The organism is Pseudonocardia sp. GCM10023141, assembly GCF_042653605.1.
Genome location: NZ_JBHSIR010000042.1, coordinates 47,206 through 68,238, shown reverse-complemented (window position 1 = coordinate 68,238; position 21,033 = coordinate 47,206). Strand labels below are relative to the sequence as shown.

The 21,033-nt window shown below is 71.7% G+C and carries 18 protein-coding genes; 7 read left to right on the top strand and 11 right to left on the bottom strand.

What is annotated here, in order from left to right; translation table 11 throughout:
- Both ACFPFQ_RS24955 and ACFPFQ_RS24950 read left to right on the top strand, forming a co-directional pair.
- Entirely contained in the window at positions 1-2,055 is a 2,055-nt protein-coding gene (locus tag ACFPFQ_RS24955; protein ID WP_379622878.1) for a hydantoinase/oxoprolinase family protein, read from the top strand.
- Positions 2,052-3,344, top strand: a complete 1,293-nt coding sequence (locus ACFPFQ_RS24950) for an aminotransferase class III-fold pyridoxal phosphate-dependent enzyme (RefSeq protein ID WP_379622876.1) — start codon at positions 2,052-2,054, stop codon at positions 3,342-3,344. Before ACFPFQ_RS24955 ends, ACFPFQ_RS24950 begins: the two co-directional genes overlap by 4 nt.
- 45 nt (positions 3,345-3,389) lie before the next feature.
- On the opposite strand, the gene ACFPFQ_RS24945 is transcribed toward ACFPFQ_RS24950, so the two are convergent.
- Positions 3,390-4,631 carry an amidohydrolase family protein gene (locus tag ACFPFQ_RS24945; RefSeq protein WP_379622874.1) on the bottom strand — a complete coding sequence of 414 codons (1,242 nt, stop codon included), beginning with the start codon at positions 4,629-4,631 and terminating at the stop codon, positions 3,390-3,392.
- Between the two features lie 196 nt (positions 4,632-4,827).
- Between ACFPFQ_RS24945 and ACFPFQ_RS24940 the strand changes: the two genes are divergently transcribed.
- The gene (locus ACFPFQ_RS24940) at positions 4,828-5,541 is read left to right on the top strand and encodes a GntR family transcriptional regulator (protein ID WP_379622872.1); all 714 of its coding nucleotides are present in this window, start codon (positions 4,828-4,830) and stop codon (positions 5,539-5,541) included.
- A 6-nt stretch (positions 5,542-5,547) separates the two neighbouring features.
- Here ACFPFQ_RS24940 and ACFPFQ_RS24935 read toward each other — a convergent pair whose 3' ends face one another.
- Positions 5,548-6,249, bottom strand: a complete 702-nt coding sequence (locus tag ACFPFQ_RS24935; protein ID WP_379622870.1) for a GntR family transcriptional regulator — start codon at positions 6,247-6,249, stop codon at positions 5,548-5,550.
- Positions 6,250-6,373: 124 nt separating this feature from the next.
- Between ACFPFQ_RS24935 and ACFPFQ_RS24930 the strand changes: the two genes are divergently transcribed.
- Together ACFPFQ_RS24930 and ACFPFQ_RS24925 are read left to right on the top strand one after the other, a co-directional pair.
- Positions 6,374-8,989 (top strand): CaiB/BaiF CoA transferase family protein, encoded by a 2,616-nt coding sequence (locus ACFPFQ_RS24930; RefSeq protein ID WP_379622868.1) that lies wholly within the window; start codon positions 6,374-6,376, stop codon positions 8,987-8,989.
- A gap of 164 nt (positions 8,990-9,153) precedes the next feature.
- Positions 9,154-10,392: an NAD(P)/FAD-dependent oxidoreductase gene (locus ACFPFQ_RS24925; protein ID WP_379622866.1), complete on the top strand. Its 1,239-nt coding sequence runs from the start codon at positions 9,154-9,156 to the stop codon at positions 10,390-10,392.
- 20 nt (positions 10,393-10,412) lie between these two features.
- Here the strand turns inward: ACFPFQ_RS24925 and ACFPFQ_RS24920 are convergent, their stop codons facing one another.
- The 3 genes from ACFPFQ_RS24920 to ACFPFQ_RS24910 all read right to left on the bottom strand — a co-directional run bounded on the left by ACFPFQ_RS24920 (position 10,413) and on the right by ACFPFQ_RS24910 (position 11,883).
- Complete coding sequence (locus ACFPFQ_RS24920; RefSeq protein WP_379622864.1) at positions 10,413-10,901, bottom strand: alpha/beta fold hydrolase; 489 nt, start codon at positions 10,899-10,901, stop codon at positions 10,413-10,415.
- Positions 10,885-11,130 carry an alpha/beta fold hydrolase gene (locus tag ACFPFQ_RS24915; RefSeq protein ID WP_379622862.1) on the bottom strand — a complete coding sequence of 82 codons (246 nt, stop codon included), beginning with the start codon at positions 11,128-11,130 and terminating at the stop codon, positions 10,885-10,887. Before ACFPFQ_RS24915 ends, ACFPFQ_RS24920 begins: the two co-directional genes overlap by 17 nt.
- 99 nt (positions 11,131-11,229) lie before the next feature.
- A complete protein-coding gene (locus tag ACFPFQ_RS24910) occupies positions 11,230-11,883 on the bottom strand; it encodes a TetR/AcrR family transcriptional regulator (RefSeq protein ID WP_379622860.1) in 654 nt (217 codons plus the stop codon).
- 54 nt (positions 11,884-11,937) lie between these two features.
- Between ACFPFQ_RS24910 and ACFPFQ_RS24905 the strand changes: the two genes are divergently transcribed.
- Both ACFPFQ_RS24905 and ACFPFQ_RS24900 read left to right on the top strand, forming a co-directional pair.
- Entirely contained in the window at positions 11,938-13,158 is a 1,221-nt protein-coding gene (locus ACFPFQ_RS24905; RefSeq protein WP_379622858.1) for an acyl-CoA dehydrogenase family protein, read from the top strand.
- Positions 13,159-13,222: 64 nt separating this feature from the next.
- On the top strand, positions 13,223-14,530 hold the full coding sequence (locus ACFPFQ_RS24900) for an LLM class flavin-dependent oxidoreductase (RefSeq protein ID WP_379622856.1): 1,308 nt from the start codon (positions 13,223-13,225) through the stop codon (positions 14,528-14,530).
- A 19-nt stretch (positions 14,531-14,549) separates the two neighbouring features.
- Here the strand turns inward: ACFPFQ_RS24900 and ACFPFQ_RS24895 are convergent, their stop codons facing one another.
- From ACFPFQ_RS24895 to ACFPFQ_RS24870, 6 genes are all read right to left on the bottom strand, one after another.
- On the bottom strand, positions 14,550-15,665 hold the full coding sequence (locus ACFPFQ_RS24895) for an ABC transporter ATP-binding protein (protein ID WP_379622854.1): 1,116 nt from the start codon (positions 15,663-15,665) through the stop codon (positions 14,550-14,552).
- 13 nt (positions 15,666-15,678) lie between these two features.
- Positions 15,679-17,304, bottom strand: coding sequence for an ABC transporter permease (locus tag ACFPFQ_RS24890; RefSeq protein WP_379622852.1), 1,626 nt, complete (start codon positions 17,302-17,304; stop codon positions 15,679-15,681).
- Between the two features lie 114 nt (positions 17,305-17,418).
- Entirely contained in the window at positions 17,419-18,537 is a 1,119-nt protein-coding gene (locus ACFPFQ_RS24885) for an ABC transporter substrate-binding protein (protein ID WP_379622850.1), read from the bottom strand.
- 60 nt (positions 18,538-18,597) lie between these two features.
- Positions 18,598-19,737, bottom strand: a complete 1,140-nt coding sequence (locus ACFPFQ_RS24880; protein ID WP_379622848.1) for a thiolase family protein — start codon at positions 19,735-19,737, stop codon at positions 18,598-18,600.
- Positions 19,738-19,745: 8 nt separating this feature from the next.
- Complete coding sequence (locus ACFPFQ_RS24875) at positions 19,746-20,156, bottom strand: Zn-ribbon domain-containing OB-fold protein (RefSeq protein ID WP_379622846.1); 411 nt, start codon at positions 20,154-20,156, stop codon at positions 19,746-19,748.
- 69 nt (positions 20,157-20,225) lie between these two features.
- Entirely contained in the window at positions 20,226-20,999 is a 774-nt protein-coding gene (locus tag ACFPFQ_RS24870; RefSeq protein ID WP_379622844.1) for a hypothetical protein, read from the bottom strand.
- Positions 21,000-21,033: the final 34 nt, after the last annotated feature.

The following is a 21,033-nucleotide window of genomic DNA, read 5'->3' as shown; positions in this document are numbered from 1 at the left end:
ATGTTTCGCATCGGGATCGACATCGGCGGCACCTTCACCGACGTCGCCGCGGTCGACGAGAACGGGCGCGTGGTCATCGCCAAGTCGTCGTCAACCCCCACCGATCCGTCGGAAGGGCTGCTTGAAGGGCTGCGCGTCCTCGCGGGTGAGCTGGGGCTGGACCGCACCGAACTGCTCGCACGCACCGAACGGATCGTGCACGGGACCACGGTGGCCACCAACGCGCTGCTGGAGGGCAAGGGCGCCAAGGTCGCACTGCTCACCACGGACGGGCACCGCGATGTGATCGAGATGCGCGAAGGCATGAAGGAGGACCGCTACAACGTGCGCATGGCCCCGCCGGTCCCGCTGGTCCCCCGGCACCGACGGATCGGGGTCAAGGAGCGCATCAGGGCTGATGGCACCGTGGCCACCGCGCTGACAGCCGAGTCGCTGAAGGAGGCCGTCGAGCAGGTGGCCGCTCTGGGCGTCGAGGCCGTCGCCGTCTGCTACCTGCACTCCTACCGCAGCGCCGAGCACGAGGCGGTCACCGGCGAGGCACTGGCCGCCGCCCTCCCCGACACCTACGTCTCGCTGTCGTCGGAGGTGCTGCCCCAGATCAAGGAGTACGAGCGGGTCTGGACGACCGTCGTCAACGCCTACGTCGGGCCCGTCCTGTCCTCCTACCTGTCCCGGCTCAGCGCCAAGCTGCGCGACGCCGGGTACAGCGGCGAGGTCATGATCATGCACTCGCACGGCGGCGTGGCCACGATCGCAGAGTCCAGCAGGCTCGCTGCCGGTGCGGTGCTCTCCGGTCCGGCGGGCGGCATCGCGGCGGCGACGCACATCGCGCGGCTGATCGGCGAGGGCGACCTGATCACCTTCGACATGGGCGGCACGAGCACCGACATCGCGCTGCTGCAGGGTGGCGAGGCGCAGCTCACCGGTGAGAAGCAGGTGGGGATCGCGAAGGTATCGCTGCCGACGCTGGACATCCATACACTCGGCGCGGGCGGGGGATCGATGGCCCACGTCGCCGGCGCGATCCTGCACGTCGGGCCGGAGAGCGCGGGTGCAGCCCCCGGCCCGGCCTGCTACGGCCGCGGCGGCACCACCGCCACCGTGACCGACGCGAACGTCGTCCTCGGCCGTCTCGGTGCTGAGCGCTTCCTCGGCGGGCGGATGGCGCTCGACGCGACCGCCGCCGCCGCCGCGCTCGAGCGGCTGGGCGCAGAGCTCAGCCTCAGTGCGGTCAGCGCCGCCGAAGGCGTGACCAAGGTGGTCAACACGACAATGGCGGAGGGCATTCGGATCGTGTCCGTGCGGCGCGGGGTCGATCCCCGCCGCTTCGCGCTCGTCTCCTTCGGCGGGGCGGCGGGTCTGCACGTCACCGAGGTGGCCCGGCTGCTCGAGATCCGGCGGGTCGTCGTTCCGAACGTCGCCTCGGTTCTCTCCGCCTGGGGGATGCTGGCCTCAGACCTCCGGCACGAACTGGTGCGCTCGCACGTGGGCGAGGCGTCGACGATGTCGGCAGCGGGCCTGCGCGATGTCCTGCGGCGGATGGAGGACGAGGGACGCGGCCGGCTGGAGGGCTTCCCGGGCACGGTCGAGGTGCGGCGCGCGCTCGACATGCGCTACGGCGAGCAGATCTTCGAGATCACCGTGCCCGTCGACGGCGTCGACCTCCACGCAGACGACCTGGTCGAGCAGGTGGTGGCCCGCTTCCACGAGCGGCACGAGGAGCTCTACTCCTACCACGCAGCGGGCCAGGAGGTCGTCATCGTCAACGCGCGGACGACGGTGATCGGCAAGCTGCCCGAGCTGCAGGCGGCCCCGCTGCAGCCCTCGACCGTCGAGGTTGCCGAGCCGCGCAGCCGACAGGTGCACCTGGACGGCTGGGTCGACGTTCCCGTCCACGCGCTGGACGTGTTGCCGCCGGGCAGCCGCATCCCGGGCCCGGCGCTGTTCGAGTCGCCGACCACCACTGTGTTGATCCGCTCCGGAGAGGCGGCGACGGTGACGCCGCACGGCTGGCTGGACATCGACGTCCCGCTCCGCGCCGGGGTGGAGCGGTGAGCGCCGGGATCGAGGCGGCGCTCCGGGCGGCCGAGGAGCGCTACGCCGAGGCAAACCCGCGCAGCGCGGAGCGGATCAGCACTGCGGCCGGGTCGATGCCCGGCGGGAATACGCGCACGGGGCTGCATTACAGTCCGTTCCCGGTCACCTTCGTCGGCGGGCAGGGCCAGCACCTGACCGACCTCGACGGACATGTCTACACAGACCTGCTCGGGGAGTACTCCGCAGGCCTCTACGGGCACTCCCACCCGGCGATCATCGGGGCGGCCCGCAAGGCCCTCGACGAGGGAATGGCGTTCGGCGGCCCCAACACGTATGACGTCGAGTTCGCCGACCTGCTCAGCGCCCGTTTCCCCTCCGTGGACCTGCTGCGCTTCACCAACTCGGGCACCGAGGCGAACCTGATGGCGATCGCGACCGCGCGAGAGGTCACCGGACGCGGGAGCGTACTGGTGTTCCAAGGCGGCTACCACGGCAGCGTGCTCAGCTTCCGTGGAGCCGCTCCCCTGAATGTGCCATACCCCCTTGTCGTCGGATCCTTCAACGACGTCGCCGGCACGGTCGCGCTGCTGGAGCAACACGGCGCGGACCTCGCCGCAGTGGTGGTCGAGCCGGTGATCGGCGGTGGTGGTGTCATCCCCGGCACCCCGGAGTTCCTGCACGCCCTGCGGGACACGACCAGCCGGCTGGGGATCCTGCTGGTGTTCGACGAGGTGATGACCTCGCGCTTGGGCCCGTCCGGGATACAGGGCCGGACCGGCATCACACCGGAGCTGACCACCTTCGGCAAGTACCTCGGGGGCGGGTTCACCTTCGGCGCGTTCGGCGGTGCCCGGGGGATCATGGAGCGGTACGACCCGGGCCACCCCACGACGCTCGGACACCCCGGGACGTTCAACAACAACACCATCACCATGGCCGCCGGGGCAGCGGGCCTGCGCGAGGTCTTCACGCCCGAGGAGGCGGTCGCCCTCAACGAGCGCGGGGACGGGCTGCGCGACGCGCTCAACGACGTCTTCGCCGACGTCGGGGTGGCGATGCAGGCGACCGGTCTGGGTTCGCTGGTAGGAATCCACTTCCAGCGCGGCCCTATCGAGCGCCCCGAGCAGGTGCGACCGGCCGACGACGAGCGGGCGCTGCTGCATCTGGAGCTCATCGCGCGGGGGTACTACATCGCGCGCCGCGGCTACCTCGCGCTCTCCATCGCCCTCACCCCCGCGGACCTTCGGGGGTTCGTCGCCGCGGTACGGGACGTGGTGGCCGAGCACGCAGCGCTGCTGCGTGACTGACGCCGATGGCCCCTCCTGACCGGGAGGGGCCATCGTGGCTCTCACTCAGACCCGCGCGGCTGCGTCCCAGTCGAAAGTGAGGTCCTTGTCGAAGCCCAGCTGGAAGAGCTTGATGGCGTTGCCTCGAATTATCTTGTAGGTCGTCTCCGCATCGACGCCGTCGAACTGTTCGGCAAGGTGCTCGTAGGTCTTCGGGAACGGCCCGTCGGCGTGCGGGAAGTCGACCTCGAAGGTGAGGTTGTCGATCCCGATCTTGCGGGCGTTCTCGATGGCGTGGCGGTCGGCGAAGATGCAGCCGTAGACGTTGCGCCGGATGTAGGCCGACGGCAGCTCCGGCATCGGCTCCTCGCCGTGGCCCCACGTGTGGTGCAGGTAGGCGTGGTCCATCCGCTCCATCGCGTAGGGCAACCAGCCCGCCTGGCCCTCGGAGTAGGCGAGCTTCAGGTTCGGGAACCGCACCAGGACACCGGAGAACACGAAGTCCGCGATGGACACGTAGGAGTTCGTGAACTGCACCGTGGTGGTGACGACGTCGGGGGCGCCGGGCGGCAGCGGCATCATCTTCGACGACGAGCCAATGTGCATGCACACGACTGTGCCGGTCTCCTCGCAGGCGGCGAAGAAGGGGTCCCAGTTCTTGTCATGGATGCTGGGGTAACCGAGGTGGCCGACGATCTCGCTGAATGCCACGGCGCGCACACCGCGGGCGGCGTTGCGGCGCACCTCGGCGGCGGCGAGCGCCGGGTCCCACAGCGGGACGACCGGCAACGGGATGAGCCGGCCTCCGGAGTCGCCCGCCCACTCCTCGACCATGAAGTCGTTGTAGGCCCGCACGCAGGCGAGCCCGAAGTCGCGGTCGTCCGTGGTCTGCTCGCTCAGCGCCTGGCCACAGAAGCGCGGGAAGGTCGGGAACGCCAACGAGGCGTCGACGTGCTGGCTCTGCATCACCTTGACCCGAGCCTGGGGGTCGTAGCAGGCGGGGTCCATCTCGTCGTAGGTCACGGTCTCGTTGCCCCGCATCTCCGCCGTCGTCTCGACGTCTTTCAGCACGAGGATGGGGCGACGCAGTACATAGGCGGAGTCACCGAAGAACCAGACGTCGCCCGGGGCCCCGTCCGGGTCCTCGACCAGGCCGTTGAACAGCGTCGACGCCTTGCTGATCAGGCGCCGCTCCACACGCGGGGCGCGGTCCTGATACTTCTGCGGCAACCAGCGCCGGAAGAGATCGGGGGGTTCGATGATGTGGTCGTCCACACTGATGATGCGGGGCAGTAGGGAGTCCGTCATGGCTTCCTCTCACATTTGATATCTCGTATATTCTAACCCTCCATTGAGCATCCTGGAACACCTTGCTCGACCTCGTCCACACCGCGATCTCCTCACGATGCGTCGATTTCCCAGGCAGACAGGCTCTCCGACGCCAAGAAAGGCGGTGACATCCGATATACTGAGTGCTCGATCATCGAGCCGTCGAGGTGCGTCCATGCCGTCTTCCGCCCAGCAGGTGCCCCCGGCACCCGCCGTCCTGGAGCCGCTGCCCGCCCGCTCCGACACCCTCACCAGCCTGGTGTTCATCGCCATCCGAGACCGGATCGTCGACGCCTCCCTGCCACCGGGCAGCCGCGTCGGCGAAGCGATGCTGGCCGCACAGTTACAGGTCAGCAAGACGCCGGTCCGAGAGGCGCTGCTCAGGCTGCGACACATCGGGCTTGTCGAACCGGGGCGAACCGGGCTCCGCGTGGTCGCCCCTTCGGCCGCCACCATCCGGGCAGCCTTCGAGCTGCGGTCGGTACTGGAGAGCGCCTCGGGCCGGTACGCCGCGAGCCGCCGGACGGACCGGGAGGCGAGCCGGATCCGCCGCCTCGCCGACGAGTCGCTTGACGCCGCCCTGGCCGGCAGTGTCGCCGAGTTCCTCGAGCTCGACCGAGCTTTCCATCTGGCGATCGCCGGAGCCGCCGGCAATCCCGCACTCTGCCGGGCCGTGGGGGACTCCGTGGTCCTGACCCTGGCCCTGCGCCAGCGCGACGTCCGGGTGGACCGAGACCTCGTCCCGGACGGCCGGGAGCACGTCGAGATCGCCACCCACGTCGTTCGCGGCGCCGCGAACGCCGCCGCCGGGAAGCTGGAGGACCATCTCTGCCGGATCGGACAGCTGGTGCTGGCCGCCTTCCCTGGCCGACCCGAAACCGGTCCGTGAGCACCGTCAGGATGAAACGGGCCCAAGATCGATGTCGAGCATCTCCAGCATGATGCGGTGGATGTGATCGGCGATCCGGGTCGCGGCCAGCTCCGGACTCCCCGCCCGGATGACCTCGGCGATGCCGATGTGCTCGCGGGCGTCCGGCACGAAGTCGCGCCGCGCGGTGACGTCCCGGCGCCGCAGGGCCCGGGTCAGGATGATCGAGTTCTCGACCGCCTCCCGCAGAACACCGTTGCGCGCGGCGTCGGCGATCGCAAGATGAAACTCCTGGTCACAGCGCAGGAAGTTCGCGTCGTCGTGCCCCTCCGCCGCTTCCTGGGACCGGCTGGCGAGCTCGAGGATCCGCTCTTGCTGTTCCGGGGTGGAGCGGTTCGCCGCGTGGCGGCCTGCCATCGCCTCGATCCCCGCCCGGAACTCGAAGGCGTCCCGGATGCCCGCGATCGACGGCTGGATCACCTGCAGTCCCCGTCCGCCGGGCTCGACAAGGCCGATGTGCCGCAGCCTGAGCAGCGCCTCCCGGACCGGGGTCTTGCTGACCTGCAGCTGAGCCGCGAGCGATGCCTCGCTCACGGAGCTGCCGGGCGGGAGCGATGAGTCGACGATCTTGTCCCGAATGGCTGCGAAGACGAGCGCCGTCAGGTTGTCCGGCCGCGTCACGGGGGGCGCGAAGCGCGGCGCCTCCGGGTTCGCCTCGGCGTACGACATTCCGGAAGGGTACGGGGTCGGCCGCATCAACCGGGCGGCCCGCCGCCGGGGACCTCCTCCCTCTCGCCTAATCTCCATATCTGGCGTATCATATATCAATGAGCCGGAATGGCGAGGAGACCACGTGAGCACCACGGCGGAGAGCGGCGACCCGACGGCACCGTCCGGCTTCCTCGGGGGAGTCCGGGTCCTCGAGATCGGTGACGAGCTGGGCGAGTACTGCGGCAAGGTGCTCGCCGGGCTCGGGGCGGACGTCGTCCGCGTAGAACCGCCGGGCGGTGAGATCACCCGGACCTACGGGCCGTTCCACCACGACGAGCCCCACCCCGACCGCAGCCTGTACTTCTGGCACCACAACCTCGGGAAGCGCTCGGTCGTGCTCGACCTCGACGGCGCGGCCGGCCAGGAGACCTTCCGCCGGCTCGCGTCCACGGCCGACGTCCTGCTGGACAGCCGCCCGCGCACGTACCTCACCGACCACGGTCTGGATCCCGCGCAGCTGCGCCTGGTCAACCCCGGCTTGGTGCATGCCCGGATCAGCCCCTTCGGCGACACCGGCCCCTGGGCGGACCGCACGGCCAACGATCTGGTCCACCTCGCGCTGGGCGGGGTCATGATGAACTGCGGCTACGACCCCGAGCCCTCAGGCTTCTACGAGACTCCGCCGATCGCCCCGCAGATGTGGCAGTCCTATTACATCGCGGGCGAGATGACCGCGATCTCGGTCATCACCGCGCTCATCCACCGGCTGGGGACGGGGCAGGGCCAGGCCCTGTCCACCAGCGTGCACCAGGCGGTCAGCCAGAACACCGAGACGGACCTGCCGGACTGGGTCTTCCTCGGGCAGACCCACCGCCGGCTGACCTGCCGGCACTCCACCACCTCGGCCCGCTCCCCCGCGCTCTCGATCACCAAGGACGGCCGCTACCTGCTCCCCTACCGCACCTACGTGCGCTCCCAGGGCGACGAGTGGGACTCGACCGTGGCGCTGCTGCAGCGCTACGGGTGCGAGGGCGACCTGCTCGACGAGCGCTACCAGGGCAGCGGCCGGGAGACGGCGGACGCCCGGATGAAGCTCGCCGCCCAGGTCGACACCATGGTGGGCAGCCTGCTCTACGAGCGCGACGTGTGGCGGGACGCCCAGGAGCTGGGTCTGCCGTGGACGCCGATCCGCAAGCCCGAGGAGAACGCGCTCGACGACCACTGGCACATCCGCGGGGCCTTCACCGAGGTGTTCCATCCCGAGCTCGGCCAGACGTTCCTCTACTCCGGTGGCAAGTGGGTCACCGAGGGGATGGCGTGGCGCAGCGGCCCGCGCCCGCCGCTCGTCGGCGAGCACACCGCCGAGGTGCTGGAGGAGTGGACCGCGCCGCCGCCCCGCCGCGGGCCGGTGCACATCTGCGACCGGCGCCGTGGCGCGGCGGTGGCCGGGCCCAGCGGGAAGCCGTTCGCGCTGGCCGGGCTGCGCGTGGTCGACCTCAGCTGGATGCTCGCGAGCGCCGGCGCCGGGCGGTTCCTCGCCGCGATGGGCGCCGACGTCATCAAGGTCGAGCACATCAGCCGGCCGGACCGGATGCGCTTCAGCCCGCTCGGGGCCGTCCCGGCGGGCGGCCGCGCCGAGCGTGACGCGGCCACCGGTCCCCTGCCGACCCCGGAGTTCAGTGGGATCGAGGCGAACCCGAACCGCGGCGGCTCCTTCATGGAGATCAACGCCGGCAAGCTCGGCATCTCGCTGAACCTCAAGCACCCCCGCGGCCGGGAGCTGCTCGAGGACCTCATCCGCGATGCGGACATGGTCGTCGAGGGCTTCTCCCCGGGCACGATGGTCCGCATGGGCCTCGGGTACGAGCGGCTCAAGAAGCTCAACCCGTCGATCATCTACGTGCAGCAGAGCGGGCTGGGCGAGCTCGGCACCTACGGCCGCGCGCGGACCTTCGGCCCGAGCGCGCAGGCGATCTCGGGCATCAGCGAGATGTCCGGGCTGCCCGAACCCTACCCGCCCGCCGGGATCGGCTACTCGTACCTCGACTGGTTCGGCGCCTACAACATGGCGACGGCGATGCTGGCCGCGCTCCACCGCCGCGACGTGACCGGCGAGGGCTGCCACATCGACGCCTCACAAGGTGAGACCGGCCTCTACCTCACTGGCACCGCCGTCCTCGACTGGTCGGTGAACGGGCGGCAGTGGTCGCGCTACGGCAACCGGTCGCCGTACAAGCCCGCCGCCCCCCACGGCGCCTACCGGGTCACCGGGGACGACCGCTGGATCGCCCTCGGCACCCACACCGAGCAGCAGTGGGAGGCACTGGTCGACGTACTGGGCCACCCCTCGTGGGCGGCCGACGCCCGATTCGCGACCCTCGCGGACCGGCTCGCCCACCAGGACGACCTCGACTCGCAGCTCGGCACGACAACATCCACCTGGGACGGAGACGCGCTGATGATCGCGCTGCAGGACCGCGGCGTGCCCGCGGGGGTCTGCCAGACCGCGCAGGACCGAGTGGAGCACGATCCGCAGCTGGCGCACCTGGGCTGGCTGGTCGAGCTCGAGCAGAGCGAGATCGGCCGGTGGCCGGTCAAGGAGCTCCCGACCACCTTCTCGGAGACCCCGGCCTACATCGGCGGACGCTACGACCGGTCGGGGCCGAGCTACGGGGAGGACACCGAGCAGGTGCTCGGCTCGGTCCTCGGCCTCACCTCGTCCGAGATCGACAAGCTCCGGGAGATCGGGGCCCTCTGACCGTGCTGTTCGACCTGGGTGCCCCCGGTCCGGCCAGCACGCCTGGGTCGCCGGCAGGTCGACGAGAACGCGGGGACTCCCATTTCATACTCGGAGACGATCGAGGATCACAGAATGACCATGCGCAGCACGACGCAGTCCGCCCGGCAGCTCTCGGCGACCGCGTGAGCACCGCGGAGTCCTACGTCGTCGTCGGGGCCAGCGCCGCCGGGGTCTCGGCCGCGTTCGCGATCCGCGGTGCCGGCGCGACCGGCCCGGTGACGATCGTCGACGCCGACCCGAACCTGCCCTACGAGCGCCCCCCGCTCTCCAAGTCCGTGCTCGGTGGCGCGTCGCCCCTGCGCCCCATCCGCCCGGCGGCCGACTACGCGAACACCGGCATCGAGCTGCTGCTCGGGAGCCCGGTCGCCGCGGTCAACCCCGGGCCGGGAACCGTCGGGCTGGCCGACGGGTCGACGCTGAAGGCCGATCGCGTGGTGCTGACGACGGGCGTGCGCGCCCGCCGGCTGACCGTGCCCGGCGCCGACCTGGGGAACATCCTCGTGCTGCGGGACGCGGCCGACGCGGCGGCGCTCGCGACCCGGCTGGCGGCGGGCGGCCCGCTGGTCGTCGTGGGGGGCGGCTTCATCGGGCTCGAGCTCGCCGCCGTGGCCCTCGAGCAGGGCATCCGGCCCACGGTCGTCGAGCTCGCACCGCTGCCGCTGCTCGGGGTCCTCGGCGAACCCATCGCCGAGCTCGTCCGCCGGCGCCATCACGAACGGGGCGTGGAGCTGGTCCTGGGCACCACGGTGGAGCGTTTCGTCGGCCGGGGCGCTGTGGAGGAGGTCGTCCTCGCCGACGGGCGGCGGCGGCCGGCCGCCACGGTCGTCGTCGGCGTCGGGGTGGAGCCGCGCGACGAGCTGGCGGTGGCGGCCGGGCTGGGGACCGACCGCGCCGGGATCGTCGTCGACCGCCACGGCACGACGAGCGACCCGCGGGTCTGGGCGGCGGGCGACGTCGCGAGCCAGCCCCATCCCGCCCTTCCCGAACGCGGCCGGATCGAGCACTGGGACGCCGCCCTGCGCCACGGCGAGGCCGTGGGGGCCAGCGCGGCGGGCGTCCCGACGACCTGGTCGGACCCGCCGTACGCCTGGTCCGACCAGTTCGGGACGACCTACCAGATGCTGGGCCGGCGGCACCCGGGCGACACCATCGTCCTGCGGGAGGACTCCGGCCCGGAGCGCCTCCTCGCGTTCTGGCTGCGCGAGGGACGGCTCGTGGCCGCGCTGGGGCTCGACGCGGGCCGGGAGATCGGCGCGCTGCGCAGGCTCATCGGGTCCGCCCCCGCGGTACCGGCCCACCTCCTGGCCGATCCCGCCACCGACCTGCGCCGGGTCGCCAAGGAGTGGCGGGCCGCCGGCTGAGCGGCGCCGCCGCGGCGCGGTCAGCCGTGGGTCAGGAAGTCGTCGACGAGCCGGTTGAACTCGGCCGGGTGCTCGAGCTGCGCCCAGTGGCCGCACCGGTTGAGCAGGACCAGCCGGGAGTCCGGGACCATGGCGAGCGCGCGCAGGCTCAGCTCGTAGTGCACCGTGCGGTCGTCCCGGCCGTGAACGAGCACGACCAACTGGTCCGTGGCGAAGGCCGGGTCGAAGCACATCACGGTGACGAGCCGGCGGAAGTTGTCCTCGGTCGGGTCCTCGTCGGCGTCCACGAGGGCACGGAAGCCCTCGGAGATCCCGGCCGGGCTCAGCACGCTCACCCCCCAGCCCCCGGAGCCCATCGTCACGACGTGCGAGACCCGCTCGGGGTGCAGCCCCGCCATCGCGAGCGCGATCCCGCCGCCCATCGAGTTGCCGACGATCGCCGCGCGCTCGATGTCGAGCGCGTCCATCAGCTGGAGGACGGCCGCGTTCTGGTCACGCCCGGTCTCCACGGACTGCGGGCTCGACTCCCCCCACCCGGGGCATGGTCACCGCGATGCACCGGTAACGCGCCGAGAGTGCGGCGACGTTGGGCGCGAAGTTCGACCAGCCGGAGGCACCCGGCCCCGAGCCGTGGATGAGCAGGACCGGATGGCCCTCCCCGGCCTCGTTGACCTGGATCCGGTAGTCCGGCGTCTCGACGATGCGGTGGGTTCCCTCGAACGTCAGCGGTGGCGTCATGACAGGCCTCTCGGGTGGGCTGCGGAGAACCGCATGACATCACCGCGGCGGGCAGGCGGCCCCACCCGCCGTTCCGCGGTGCGGGACCGGTCCGGACGCTCAGCAGCCCCCGAGCAGCTCCCGCCGCAGGGCCCCGGCGAACCAGGCCCGGAAGCGGGCGGTGTCCCAGCCTCGGGTCGCGACGAGCCTGCGGTACGTCCCGGGGTCACCGAGCACCCAGACGACGTCCCCGGCCTCGTCCGGCGACAGCCCGGCCCGGAGCGTGGTGTGCTCCAGGACCCCCGCGACGATGCCCCGCGCGCCCGCGAGCCGCGCCGCGTCGAGCTCGTCGAGCAGCCCGGTGAGCTCGCCGTCCGTACCGGCCGCGGCCCGCAGGGACTCGTAGACCGGCGCGAGCCGCGGGTACATCTCGGCGAGGACATCGGCGTAGGCGTCGAGCACACCCGCCCCGGACCGCGCCGCGGCCATCTGGGCGAACCACGTGTCGGATGCCTGCGACGTCTGCTCGTCCCCGCCCGCGACGGCGACCGCGTATGCCGCCCGCATCAGGGCCGGCTTCCCCCCGACGACGGCGAAGACGGTGGCCCGGCCCACGCCCGCCTCCGCGGCGATCGCGTCCACCGAGGTCGCCCCGTAGCCGCGCTCCACGAAGAGCCGGGTCGCGGCGTCGATCACGGCCAGCCGGCGCTCCCGGGCCTGCCGCTCCCGCGTGTCCGAGCGGTACCGGCGCTTGACCGGCCCCTCGCCGCTCAATAGATTCCCCCTCGAACATTAATCGGACTCACAGTCTCGCGAAATCGAGGGCTCATGACCACGCACCTTACGACCGTCGACCGCGACGTGTTCCTCCGCCGGTTGCGCGACCGCGTCGACCGGCCCGACTACATCGACCGCACCGCCGAGGCGGACCGGCTCGGCCGGCTGTCGATCGACAACGTCCGGGACCTGCAGGAGCTCGGCATCACCGGCATGGTCGTGGACCCGGCGCACAGCGAGGGCGGGGCCGACCTCGAGCTCGCCGCGCGGGTGACCGAGACCCTGGGCTATCGGGACGCGTCGAGCGCGGTTGCCCTGAACATGCACTGGGCCGGGGCCAGGACCCTCGGGCGCCTCCCCTCCTTCCCGCGCCGCGACGAGGCGCTCGACGCGATCCGCCGCCACGAAGCGGTGATCTGCGGGGCGTTCTCGGTGCCGGCCGGCTCGCTCGACGCCCGCACCGCCCGGCTGCAGTGCCGGGCCGAGGGCGGCGACTTCGTCTTCTCCGGGCGGGCCGGCTTCGGCTCGATGAGCGACGCCGCCACGTACGCCATGCTCGGCGCAATCCTGATCGGGGAGGACGCGACCGCACCGCACTTCGTCATGACGATCGGGCGCTTCGGCGAGCCGGGCCTGGTCAACCACCACAACTGGAGCGCCATGGGCATGCGCGCCACCGGCAGCAACGACATCGAGTGCGTCGACTTCAGGGTGCCGCGCTCCGACTGCCTGCTGATCCCGCTCGAGTCGCTGAAGGCCCAGCGGCAGACCGACTCGGCATTCGTCGCCTTCGGGATCGCCGGCATCTGGCTGGGGCTGGCGCAGGCGGCATTCGACTTCACCACCGACCACGTCCAGCACCGCTACGGCTACATGGCCGAGGGGACCTTCAACCCGGCCCCGAGCAGGTTCCACGCCGACGAGGCCTGGGCGCACACCGCGATCGGCAACATGGACCACTGGCTCGGCACCGGACGGGCCGTGCTCTACGACATGATCCGCCGGATGGACCAGTACACCGACGAGCACCGGCTGACCCGCGATCTGGTCCGCACCCTGTTCCACCTGCGCCGGATGGTCGAGGAGGTGTCCATGGGCGCCATGAAGACCTGCGGAGCGCACGGCTACGTCACCGACCGCCCGCTGGAGCGCATCTTCCGGGACATGCTCGGCGGTGTCGTCATGGCCTGGAAGACCGACCAGCTGCAGCAGACGCTCGGCATGGGGGCACTCGGCCGGCCGATCCGCTTCACCGGCCCGGCCGGCAACTGACCGGTGACACGAGCTTGCATCTCCACCGATTGACGATCGTCAGGAATCTATTAGGTTTCACTGCGTGGACATCGGCTTGTACTTCCCCCTCCAGCTGCCCAGGCCCTGGGGTCCCGGGGCCGAGCGCACGCTCGTCCACGAGGCGCTCGAGCAGGTGGAGCTCGCCGACCGGCTCGGCTTCACCCACGCGTGGGTGCCGGAGCAGCACTTCCTGGAGGAGTACTCGCACTCGTCGGCGCCGGAGGTGTTCCTCGCCGCGGCCGCAGCGCGGACGCGCGGGATCCGGCTCGGTCACGGGGTCGTGCTACTGCCCCCCGCGTACAACGCACCGACCCGGGTCGCGGAGCGGATCGCGATGCTCGACCTCGTCTCCGACGGCCGGGTCGAGTTCGGCTTCGGCGACTCGAAGTCGCGGATCGAGCTGGAGGGCTTCGGCATCGAGGCCGACGAGCGACAGGCCATGACAGCGGAGGCCGCCGAGCAGGTGGCGGCGATGCTCGCCCTCGAGCCCTACCCCGGCCATCGCGGGCGCTGGTTCTCCGCATCGGCACGCAACGTGGTGCCCAAGCCCGTCCAGCGGCCCCATCCTCCACTGTGGATGGCCTGCTCGTCGGACGAGGCGGTCCGCACCGCCGCCCGCCACGGCGTCGGCGCGCTCGCGCACGGGTTCCGCGACCCGGACGAGGCCCGCCGGGTGGTCGGGCTCTACCGCCGGACCTTCGCCGAGGAGTGCCGGCCCATCGGGTTCGCCGTCAATCCCCGCGTCGCCACGCTGGAACCGTTCTACTGCCATCCGGACCCGGACGTGGCCTGGCGGCGCGGGAGCGAGGCGATGGAGTCCCTGACCTTCGCCGTGCGCCACTACTACACGTTCGGCCGGCACCATCCGGGCCGGACGGACCTGTCGGCGCGGCGGGAGCGCACGCAGGCGGAGATGCGCGCAGAGGCCGGCGCGGAGTCCGGCGCCGAATCCGCAGGAGTGCACGGCGGACACAGCGTCGGTACCCCGGACCGGGTGGCCGCGCACCTGGCGGAGCTGCGCGACACCGGGGTGGACCAGGTCATCCTCGCCCACCAGGCCGGGCGGACGCCGCACGCCCAGATCTGCGCGTCGCTGGAGCTCTTCGCCGACCAGGTGCTCCCCCGGCTCGGTGCCGGGCCGGAGCCGGCCGGGGTCCCGGCCCACGTGACCGAGGCGCTGGCCCGGCGGGCCGCTGCCGCGCCCGCGGCGGTGGAGCCCGTCGACGCCTACGGTCGGGACCGGCCGCCGGTCGACCCCTCGGCCTTCCCACCGGAGGTGCGGGCGCAGTTCGTCCAGCTGAACCGGGTGGCGGAGCTGGGCCGGGCCTTCGACGCCCCGGATCTGCCCTGACGGCGCCCGCTGAGACGGGCTACCCCGCGAAGGTCGGTGCGGCCTCGCGGAGCTGTCCGCTCGCGCCGTCGTAGACGAGGGCGTCGACCGGGTCGAAGCTCACCTCGACCGCGTCGCCGGCCCCGTACGGCCATCGGCGCGCGGGCGCCGTCGCGGTCAGCATGACGCCCTCCCCGATGTCGACGAGCCAGTCGCTGAGGTCCCCGGCGAACAGGGCGTCCCGCACCACGCCCGGGATCGTGGGCCGGCCCGCCGGAGCACCGCCCGGGGCGGTCAGCTCCAGGTCGGCCGCCCGCAGCATCACGTCGAGGGGGCCCTCGCCCAGGTGCGCCGCGCCGGGGAGCTCGATCAGCCGCTCGGCCTCGCCGAGCACCCACGTGTCGCCCGAGCGCCGCAGCCGGACCCGGTTCGCCACGCCGAGGAACTCCGCGACGTAGCGGCTCGCCGGACTGCGGAACAGCTCCTCCGGCGGCATCAGCTGCTCGATCCGTCCGCTGCGCAGCACGGCCACGCGCGTACCGAGCTGCATGGCCTCGGTCTGGTCGTGGGTCACGTACACGCCGGTGAACCCGAGAGTGCGGTGCAGGTCCCTGATCTCCTGGCGGAGCTGGCCGCGGAGCCGGTAGTCCAGGTTGGACAGCGGCTCGTCGAACAGGATCAGCCGGGGCCGGGCCACGACCGCGCGGGCGAGCGCGACGCGCTGCTGCTGGCCACCGCTCAGGGCGGCCGGGAGCCGGTCGGCGAGCATGTCGCACTCGACCAGTGCCAGGGCCTCCCGGGCGGCCGCGGACCGCTCCGTCTTCCCGACGCCGCGGGCCCGCAGCGGGTACGCCACGTTCTGCAGGACCGTCAGGTGCGGCCACAGCGCGTAGTTCTGGAACACCATGCCGATGTCGCGACGATGGGTCGGTACCTCCCGCCTGCCGCCGGACACCTGCTCCCCGCCGATGTCGATCCGGCCGCCGTCGGGCCGCTCCAGGCCCGTCAGGCAGCGCAGCAGGGTCGTCTTGCCGCAGCCGCTCGGGCCGAGCAGGACCACGAGCTCGCCCTCCGAGATCACGAGCGACAGGTCGTCGACGGCATGCACGTCGGCTCCGAAGGTCTTCGTCAGCCCCTCGATCTTGACCTCTGACACGAGATCCTCCCTTTCAGACGCGATCGAGCGCGCGGGAGCCGCCGACGAGCAGCGCCGCGACGATTCCGACTGTCGTGATGGCCACCATCAGCAGGGCGATCACGGCCACCTGCGGAGCCGTGCCGAAGTTCGTGGCGTCGTAGAGCAGCGAGCCGATCACCCGCCGGCCGGGCGAGGTCACCATCACCGAGACCGCGAACTCGTGGATCACCAGGATCACCACGAGCGAGGCGGCCACCCCGATCCCGCTGCGGGCCATCGGGAGCCCCACCCGCCACGTCGTGGCCAGCGGGCCGGCCCCCGACGCCCGGGACGCCTCGCCGTACTCGGGCCCCGTCGCCATCAGCGACGTGAGCTGGGGCCGGATCGCGTGCGGGATCATCAGCGTCACGTAGGCGACCACCACCATCGCGGTGGTCCCGTAGAGCCGCAGTGGCGGGGTCGAGTACGTCAGCAGCAGGGCGAAGCCCATCAGGACCGCGGGCAGGGCCAACGACAGGCCGCTGACGAAGTCGATCAAGCGCCGGACCGCGGCCGGGACGCGCGTCCGGGTCAGCAGCGCCAGCGCGCAGAGGTAGCCGAGCGGCACGGCGATGAGCACCGTGATCCCGACGGCCTGCGCGGTGGTCCCGACGGCCTGGCCCGTCGCCGGGTCGGCCAGCGTGGCCGCCCACCCGTCGAGCGAGAACGTCGACGGCTCGATGCGGCCGGACCAGTAGGGCGACAACGAGACCGCGATGAGCGTGAACAGCGGCAGCACGACCGCCAGGAGCAGGTACACGCCCACCGGTACGACCGCCCACCAGCTGGTCCGCAGCCCGACGATCCGGGCCCGCCCGGAGGTGGCAGCGTACCGCCGCTCGTCGCCTAGGACGCGCCGCTGCACCCCGATGGCGAGCACCCCCACCACCAGCAGCGGGAGCGCGAGCGCGGCGCCGAGGGAGTAGTCGACCGGGTACTCCGCCGACACCCGGTACATCACCGTGCTCAGCACGTCGATGTTCTTCGGCGCCCCCAACAGCAGCGGCGCCGTGAACTGGCCCAGCGCCAGCAGGAACGTGATGCCCGTCGCGAAGACGATGGGCGGGCGCAGCAGCGGCAGGGTGACCGTCCATAGGACCGTCCACGGGCCCGCGCCCGACGCGGCGGCCGCCGCCTCCAGCTCGGCACCGCGCTGCTGGAGGCTCGCGTGGACGAACAGGAAGACGAACGAGGTCATGCTCAGCCCGGACACCAGGACGATGCCGGTCATCGTGAACACGTCGAGCGGTCCGGTCCCCCCCGATCCGATGCCGAGGCTCCGCAGCGTGGTGTTGATCAACCCGGTCCGCGGCGACACGAGATAGGACCAGGCGGCGACCTTCGCCACCGGGGGCAGCATCAGGGGCACGATCGGGAGCAGGCCCATGATCCCCCGCAGGGCGCGCGGGAGCCGGAGGGTGAGCAGCGCCAGGGCCGTGCCCGCCGGGACCGCGAAGGCCACCGACCCGACCGCGACGATCAGCGTATTGGCGAAAGTGCTCCCGATGTTCGGCAGGGCGAACATGCGCCCGAAGGCCTCGGCGCCGCCCTCGAAGGCACGCCCCTCCAGGCGGACCAGCGGGCCCACCACGAGCAGCGCGAGGAGCAGCGCCAGCACGACCCAGGGCCAGCTCCTGAACAGGCGGGCGCCCGACGGCGGACGTCGGGTACCCGGGTCAGACCGTTCCCGCTGCCGCTCCGCCGGCCGTTCCTCGATCACGGCCACTGCCGGTCACCGCCCCGTGACCAGGGTCGGCAGCATCTGGGTCCGGTAGAAGCTGTCCTGCTCCGGGGTCAGGATTCCGTCGGTGACGTGCACTTCCGGGGTGATCTGCTTGGCGCCGCTCCCGGCGCTGCCGAGCACGTCCGGGCTCAGCGGGGTGAGGATCCCGCCCTTCGACAGGACCGCCTGACCGGCCGGGGACAGCATCCAGTTCGCGAGCACCTGCGCGGCGTTCGGGTGCGTCTTCCCCACGATGCCGATGTAACCGCCGATGCCGATCGCCGGCTCGATCGGCAGGAACTCGACGGGAGCGCCCTTCGCCTTGAGCGCGTCGACCGACGCGCGCGTGGCGTAGAACCCGACCGCGATCTCGCCGGAGGCGACGTCGGTGGCCAACGGGGTGGTCCCGCTGCGGTAGAGCCGCGGGTTCAGCGCGGCCAGCTGCGTCAGACCGGGCTGCCCACCCATCTGCTCCGCCGCGTAGTACCACCACTGCTCAGCGGCGGGCGAGCCCTCACCGGGGACGACGCCGAGGTTGTCCTTCAGCGCGGGCTGGAGGAGGTCCTTGTAGCTCGCGATGGGCTGCGCACCCAGCTCCTTGAGGCGGTTCGTGTTCACCGCGACACCGAGCGGGTTGGCCGCGATCAAGGCGTACTGCTTGTCCCCGTAGATGTCCGGGGATCCGTTCAGGTACTTCGGGATGGCGGGTCCCGCGATCGGGGCGAGGCGGCCGCGGTTCGCCTGCCACCAGGCGCGCGAGGAGTGCGTCGCGACGTCGGCACCCGTCCCGCCGCCCGCCTCGGCGTCGAGCTTCGCGGTCAGCGCGCCCGACGCAAAGTGGTCGACCTCAAGCTTTATCCCCGGGTACGAGGCGTTGAACGCCGCGGGGAGCGTAGCCGCGTCCTGGTCGTTCGAGGAGTAGAGGACGACCGTCCCCTCGGCGTTGGCCTTGTTGACGATTTGCTGCCAGGCGGCGTCACCGCCCAGGTTCGGATCGATGCCGGTGGATGCGGCGGGGGCCGCGGCCGGGCTGGAGCTGCAAGCCGTCAGGACGAGGGAGAGGAATACCGCGAGGAGCAGCGCTCCCCGAGCGCCGAACCGGGGCCGAGCCGAGCGCAACCTGCTCACGACACACCTCTTTCGAGTGGGGGCACCGCGCCGGAACCGGCCGCGGCGATCGAACCTCTGTCAGTCCCGACCGAGCAGGACGACGTCTCCCAGCGCGGCGACGAGCGCGGTCCGCGCGTCCTGCACCTGGTTGGCGGCACTGGTCCCGCGCAGCTGCCGGACTGCCTGGACCACCCGCTGATGGCGCTGCGACTCCCCGGTGTGCGAGTGGGACATCGTGCCGCCGTCGGTCACGATCGGGTACCGACCGCCGACCTCGATCGCGCCGTTCGCGACGAAGTCCGGGCCCTCCCCGAGCTCGCAGTACCGGAACGCCTCGAAGTACCGGACGATCTCCCACGAGAAGTTGTCGTAGAGCTCGAAGACGTCCACATCGGACCGCTCGAGGCCGGCCCGGGCGAACGCGCGGTCCGCCGCGGCCCGCCCGAGCATCGCGGTGCGGTCGTAGGTGGGCGGATGGGTGTAGGAGGGTCCCCAGCTCTCGGAACCACCACCGAGCACCCGGATCGCGGGGACGTCGAGGTCGCGGGCCCGCTCGGCCGTGGTCAGGACCAGGGCCGAACCTCCCTCGGCCGTGGTCGCGCAGTCCAGCAGGTGGTACGGCTCGGCGATCATGCGCGAGGCCAGGATGTCGTCGGCCGTGAACGGGCCGCGGCCGTGGTAGACGGCCTCTGGGTTGCGCGAACCGTTGTTGCGGATGACCGCAGCGATGTAGGCGATCTTGCGGGGGTCGACCGAGAAGCGCGTCATGTACTCCTGGGCGGCGAGCGCGAACTCGGCCGGGGTCATGAGCCCCCAGCACTCGATGAACTCGTTCGTCGGCCGGGTCCAGGGCGCCACTGTCGACCGGTCGGTGTGCAGGCCGGCCTCACCGGCCGCCAGCACCACGGTGTCGCAGACCCCGGCCTGGATCGCTGTCGCCGCCTCGAGCACCCCCGCCGCCCCCGGCGCGGCCTTGCCCACCCAGAAGTACGGGATGCCGAGCAGGTAGCCGTAGCTGCGGGTGCCGTTCCAGTCGAGGCCGGGCAGGATGTTCAGCCCGTCGACCTCCGAGAGCGGCAGGCTGGCATCGGCCAGCGCGCCCCGGATCGCGGCCAGCGTGACGCTGTCCGACGTCTCGCCCTCGAGGACCCGTGCCTGACGGGTGTTGAAGGCGCCGACGATCACGGCGTCACGCGGGGACGAGGTACGAGTGGACACGGCAGACCTCACGAGACGGGCGCGAAACAGGGCAGCGTCACGGTGGGCGTCACCGGGACGAAGCGGACCTCCACCGGCATCCCCGGCGTGACCGCGGCGACGTCGACCTCCACGAGGTTCGTGAACATCTCGTGACCTTCGCCGAGCCGGACGATGCCGACGACATACGGAGTCTCGAACGCGGGGGTCTGGGCACGCCAGACGACCGTGTGCGTGACGACGACGCCGCGCCCGCTCGACTCCACCCACTGGAGATCGGTCCCGAGACAGGTCGAGCAGAACGGCCTAGGCAGGAAGAGATGCGCGCCGCACGAGGTGCAGCGCTGCACCAGCAGCCGGCCCTCACGGCAGGCCGCCCAGAAGGGTTCGGTGAGCTTGGTGGGGTGAGGTACGGGACGAGCCACGTCCGCTGGCGTCACCGACGTACCATATCCCAGATACTAACGCTCACCAAACGAGTCGCCATGGCTAAGCGCAGAGAGCGTTGGTCAGCTCCAGCGATGACCGTCGGGCAGCGCGAGCACGAGGATCCGGGTTTCCCCCTTGATCCGGGTCTGGTGGCCCTGCCCGTGCCCGTCCTCGATCAGGCACACATCTCCGGGGCCGAAGACCCGTGCCCCGCCAGTGCCACCGACCTCCAGCTCGAACCCGCCCGCGAAGACCAGGACCAGGTTGGGCCGGTCCTCCGTGTGCCAGTCCCCGGACAGGCCCGGGGAGAAGCAGGTGAAGGTGAACCGGTCGACCTGCTCCGACCCGGCCGGGAAGAAGGTGTCGAACGGGTCGAAATGCGCCTTGTCGTCGCGGACCCGGATCCGGTCGACCCGGGGCGCGTCCCCCGGCCCCCGGCCGCCGTCCTCCACTGCGGGCGGCACGGAACCGGTCGGCAGCCATCCGTCCTCGACGTCGATCTCGACGGCGCGAGCCTCGCCCGCCCAGGTGAGCTTGTGGTCGCCACTCGCCGCGTCGTCGACGAACAGCACGTCCCCGGGAACCAGCATGGCGTTCGATTCCCCCGCCACGACCGCCAGCGACCCAGCGACGATGACCACCAGCCGCCGCGTCGCGCCGTCGCGGCCCAACGTCGTCTCACCGTCGCGACGGCGGATCGGCCGGACCACCCGGACCTGGCCGGCGAGCGAAGGGTCGGGGGTCCGGGCCCGGTCGGCGTCGGTCATGGTGGCGCCGACGTGTACGAACGGCAGGGGAAGGGACTCGAGGCGGGAACCTCCCGCGCCGTCGGTGACCATCCAGAACGATCTCATCTCGTCTCCCTCGACTATGCCCGTGTGGTGCGAA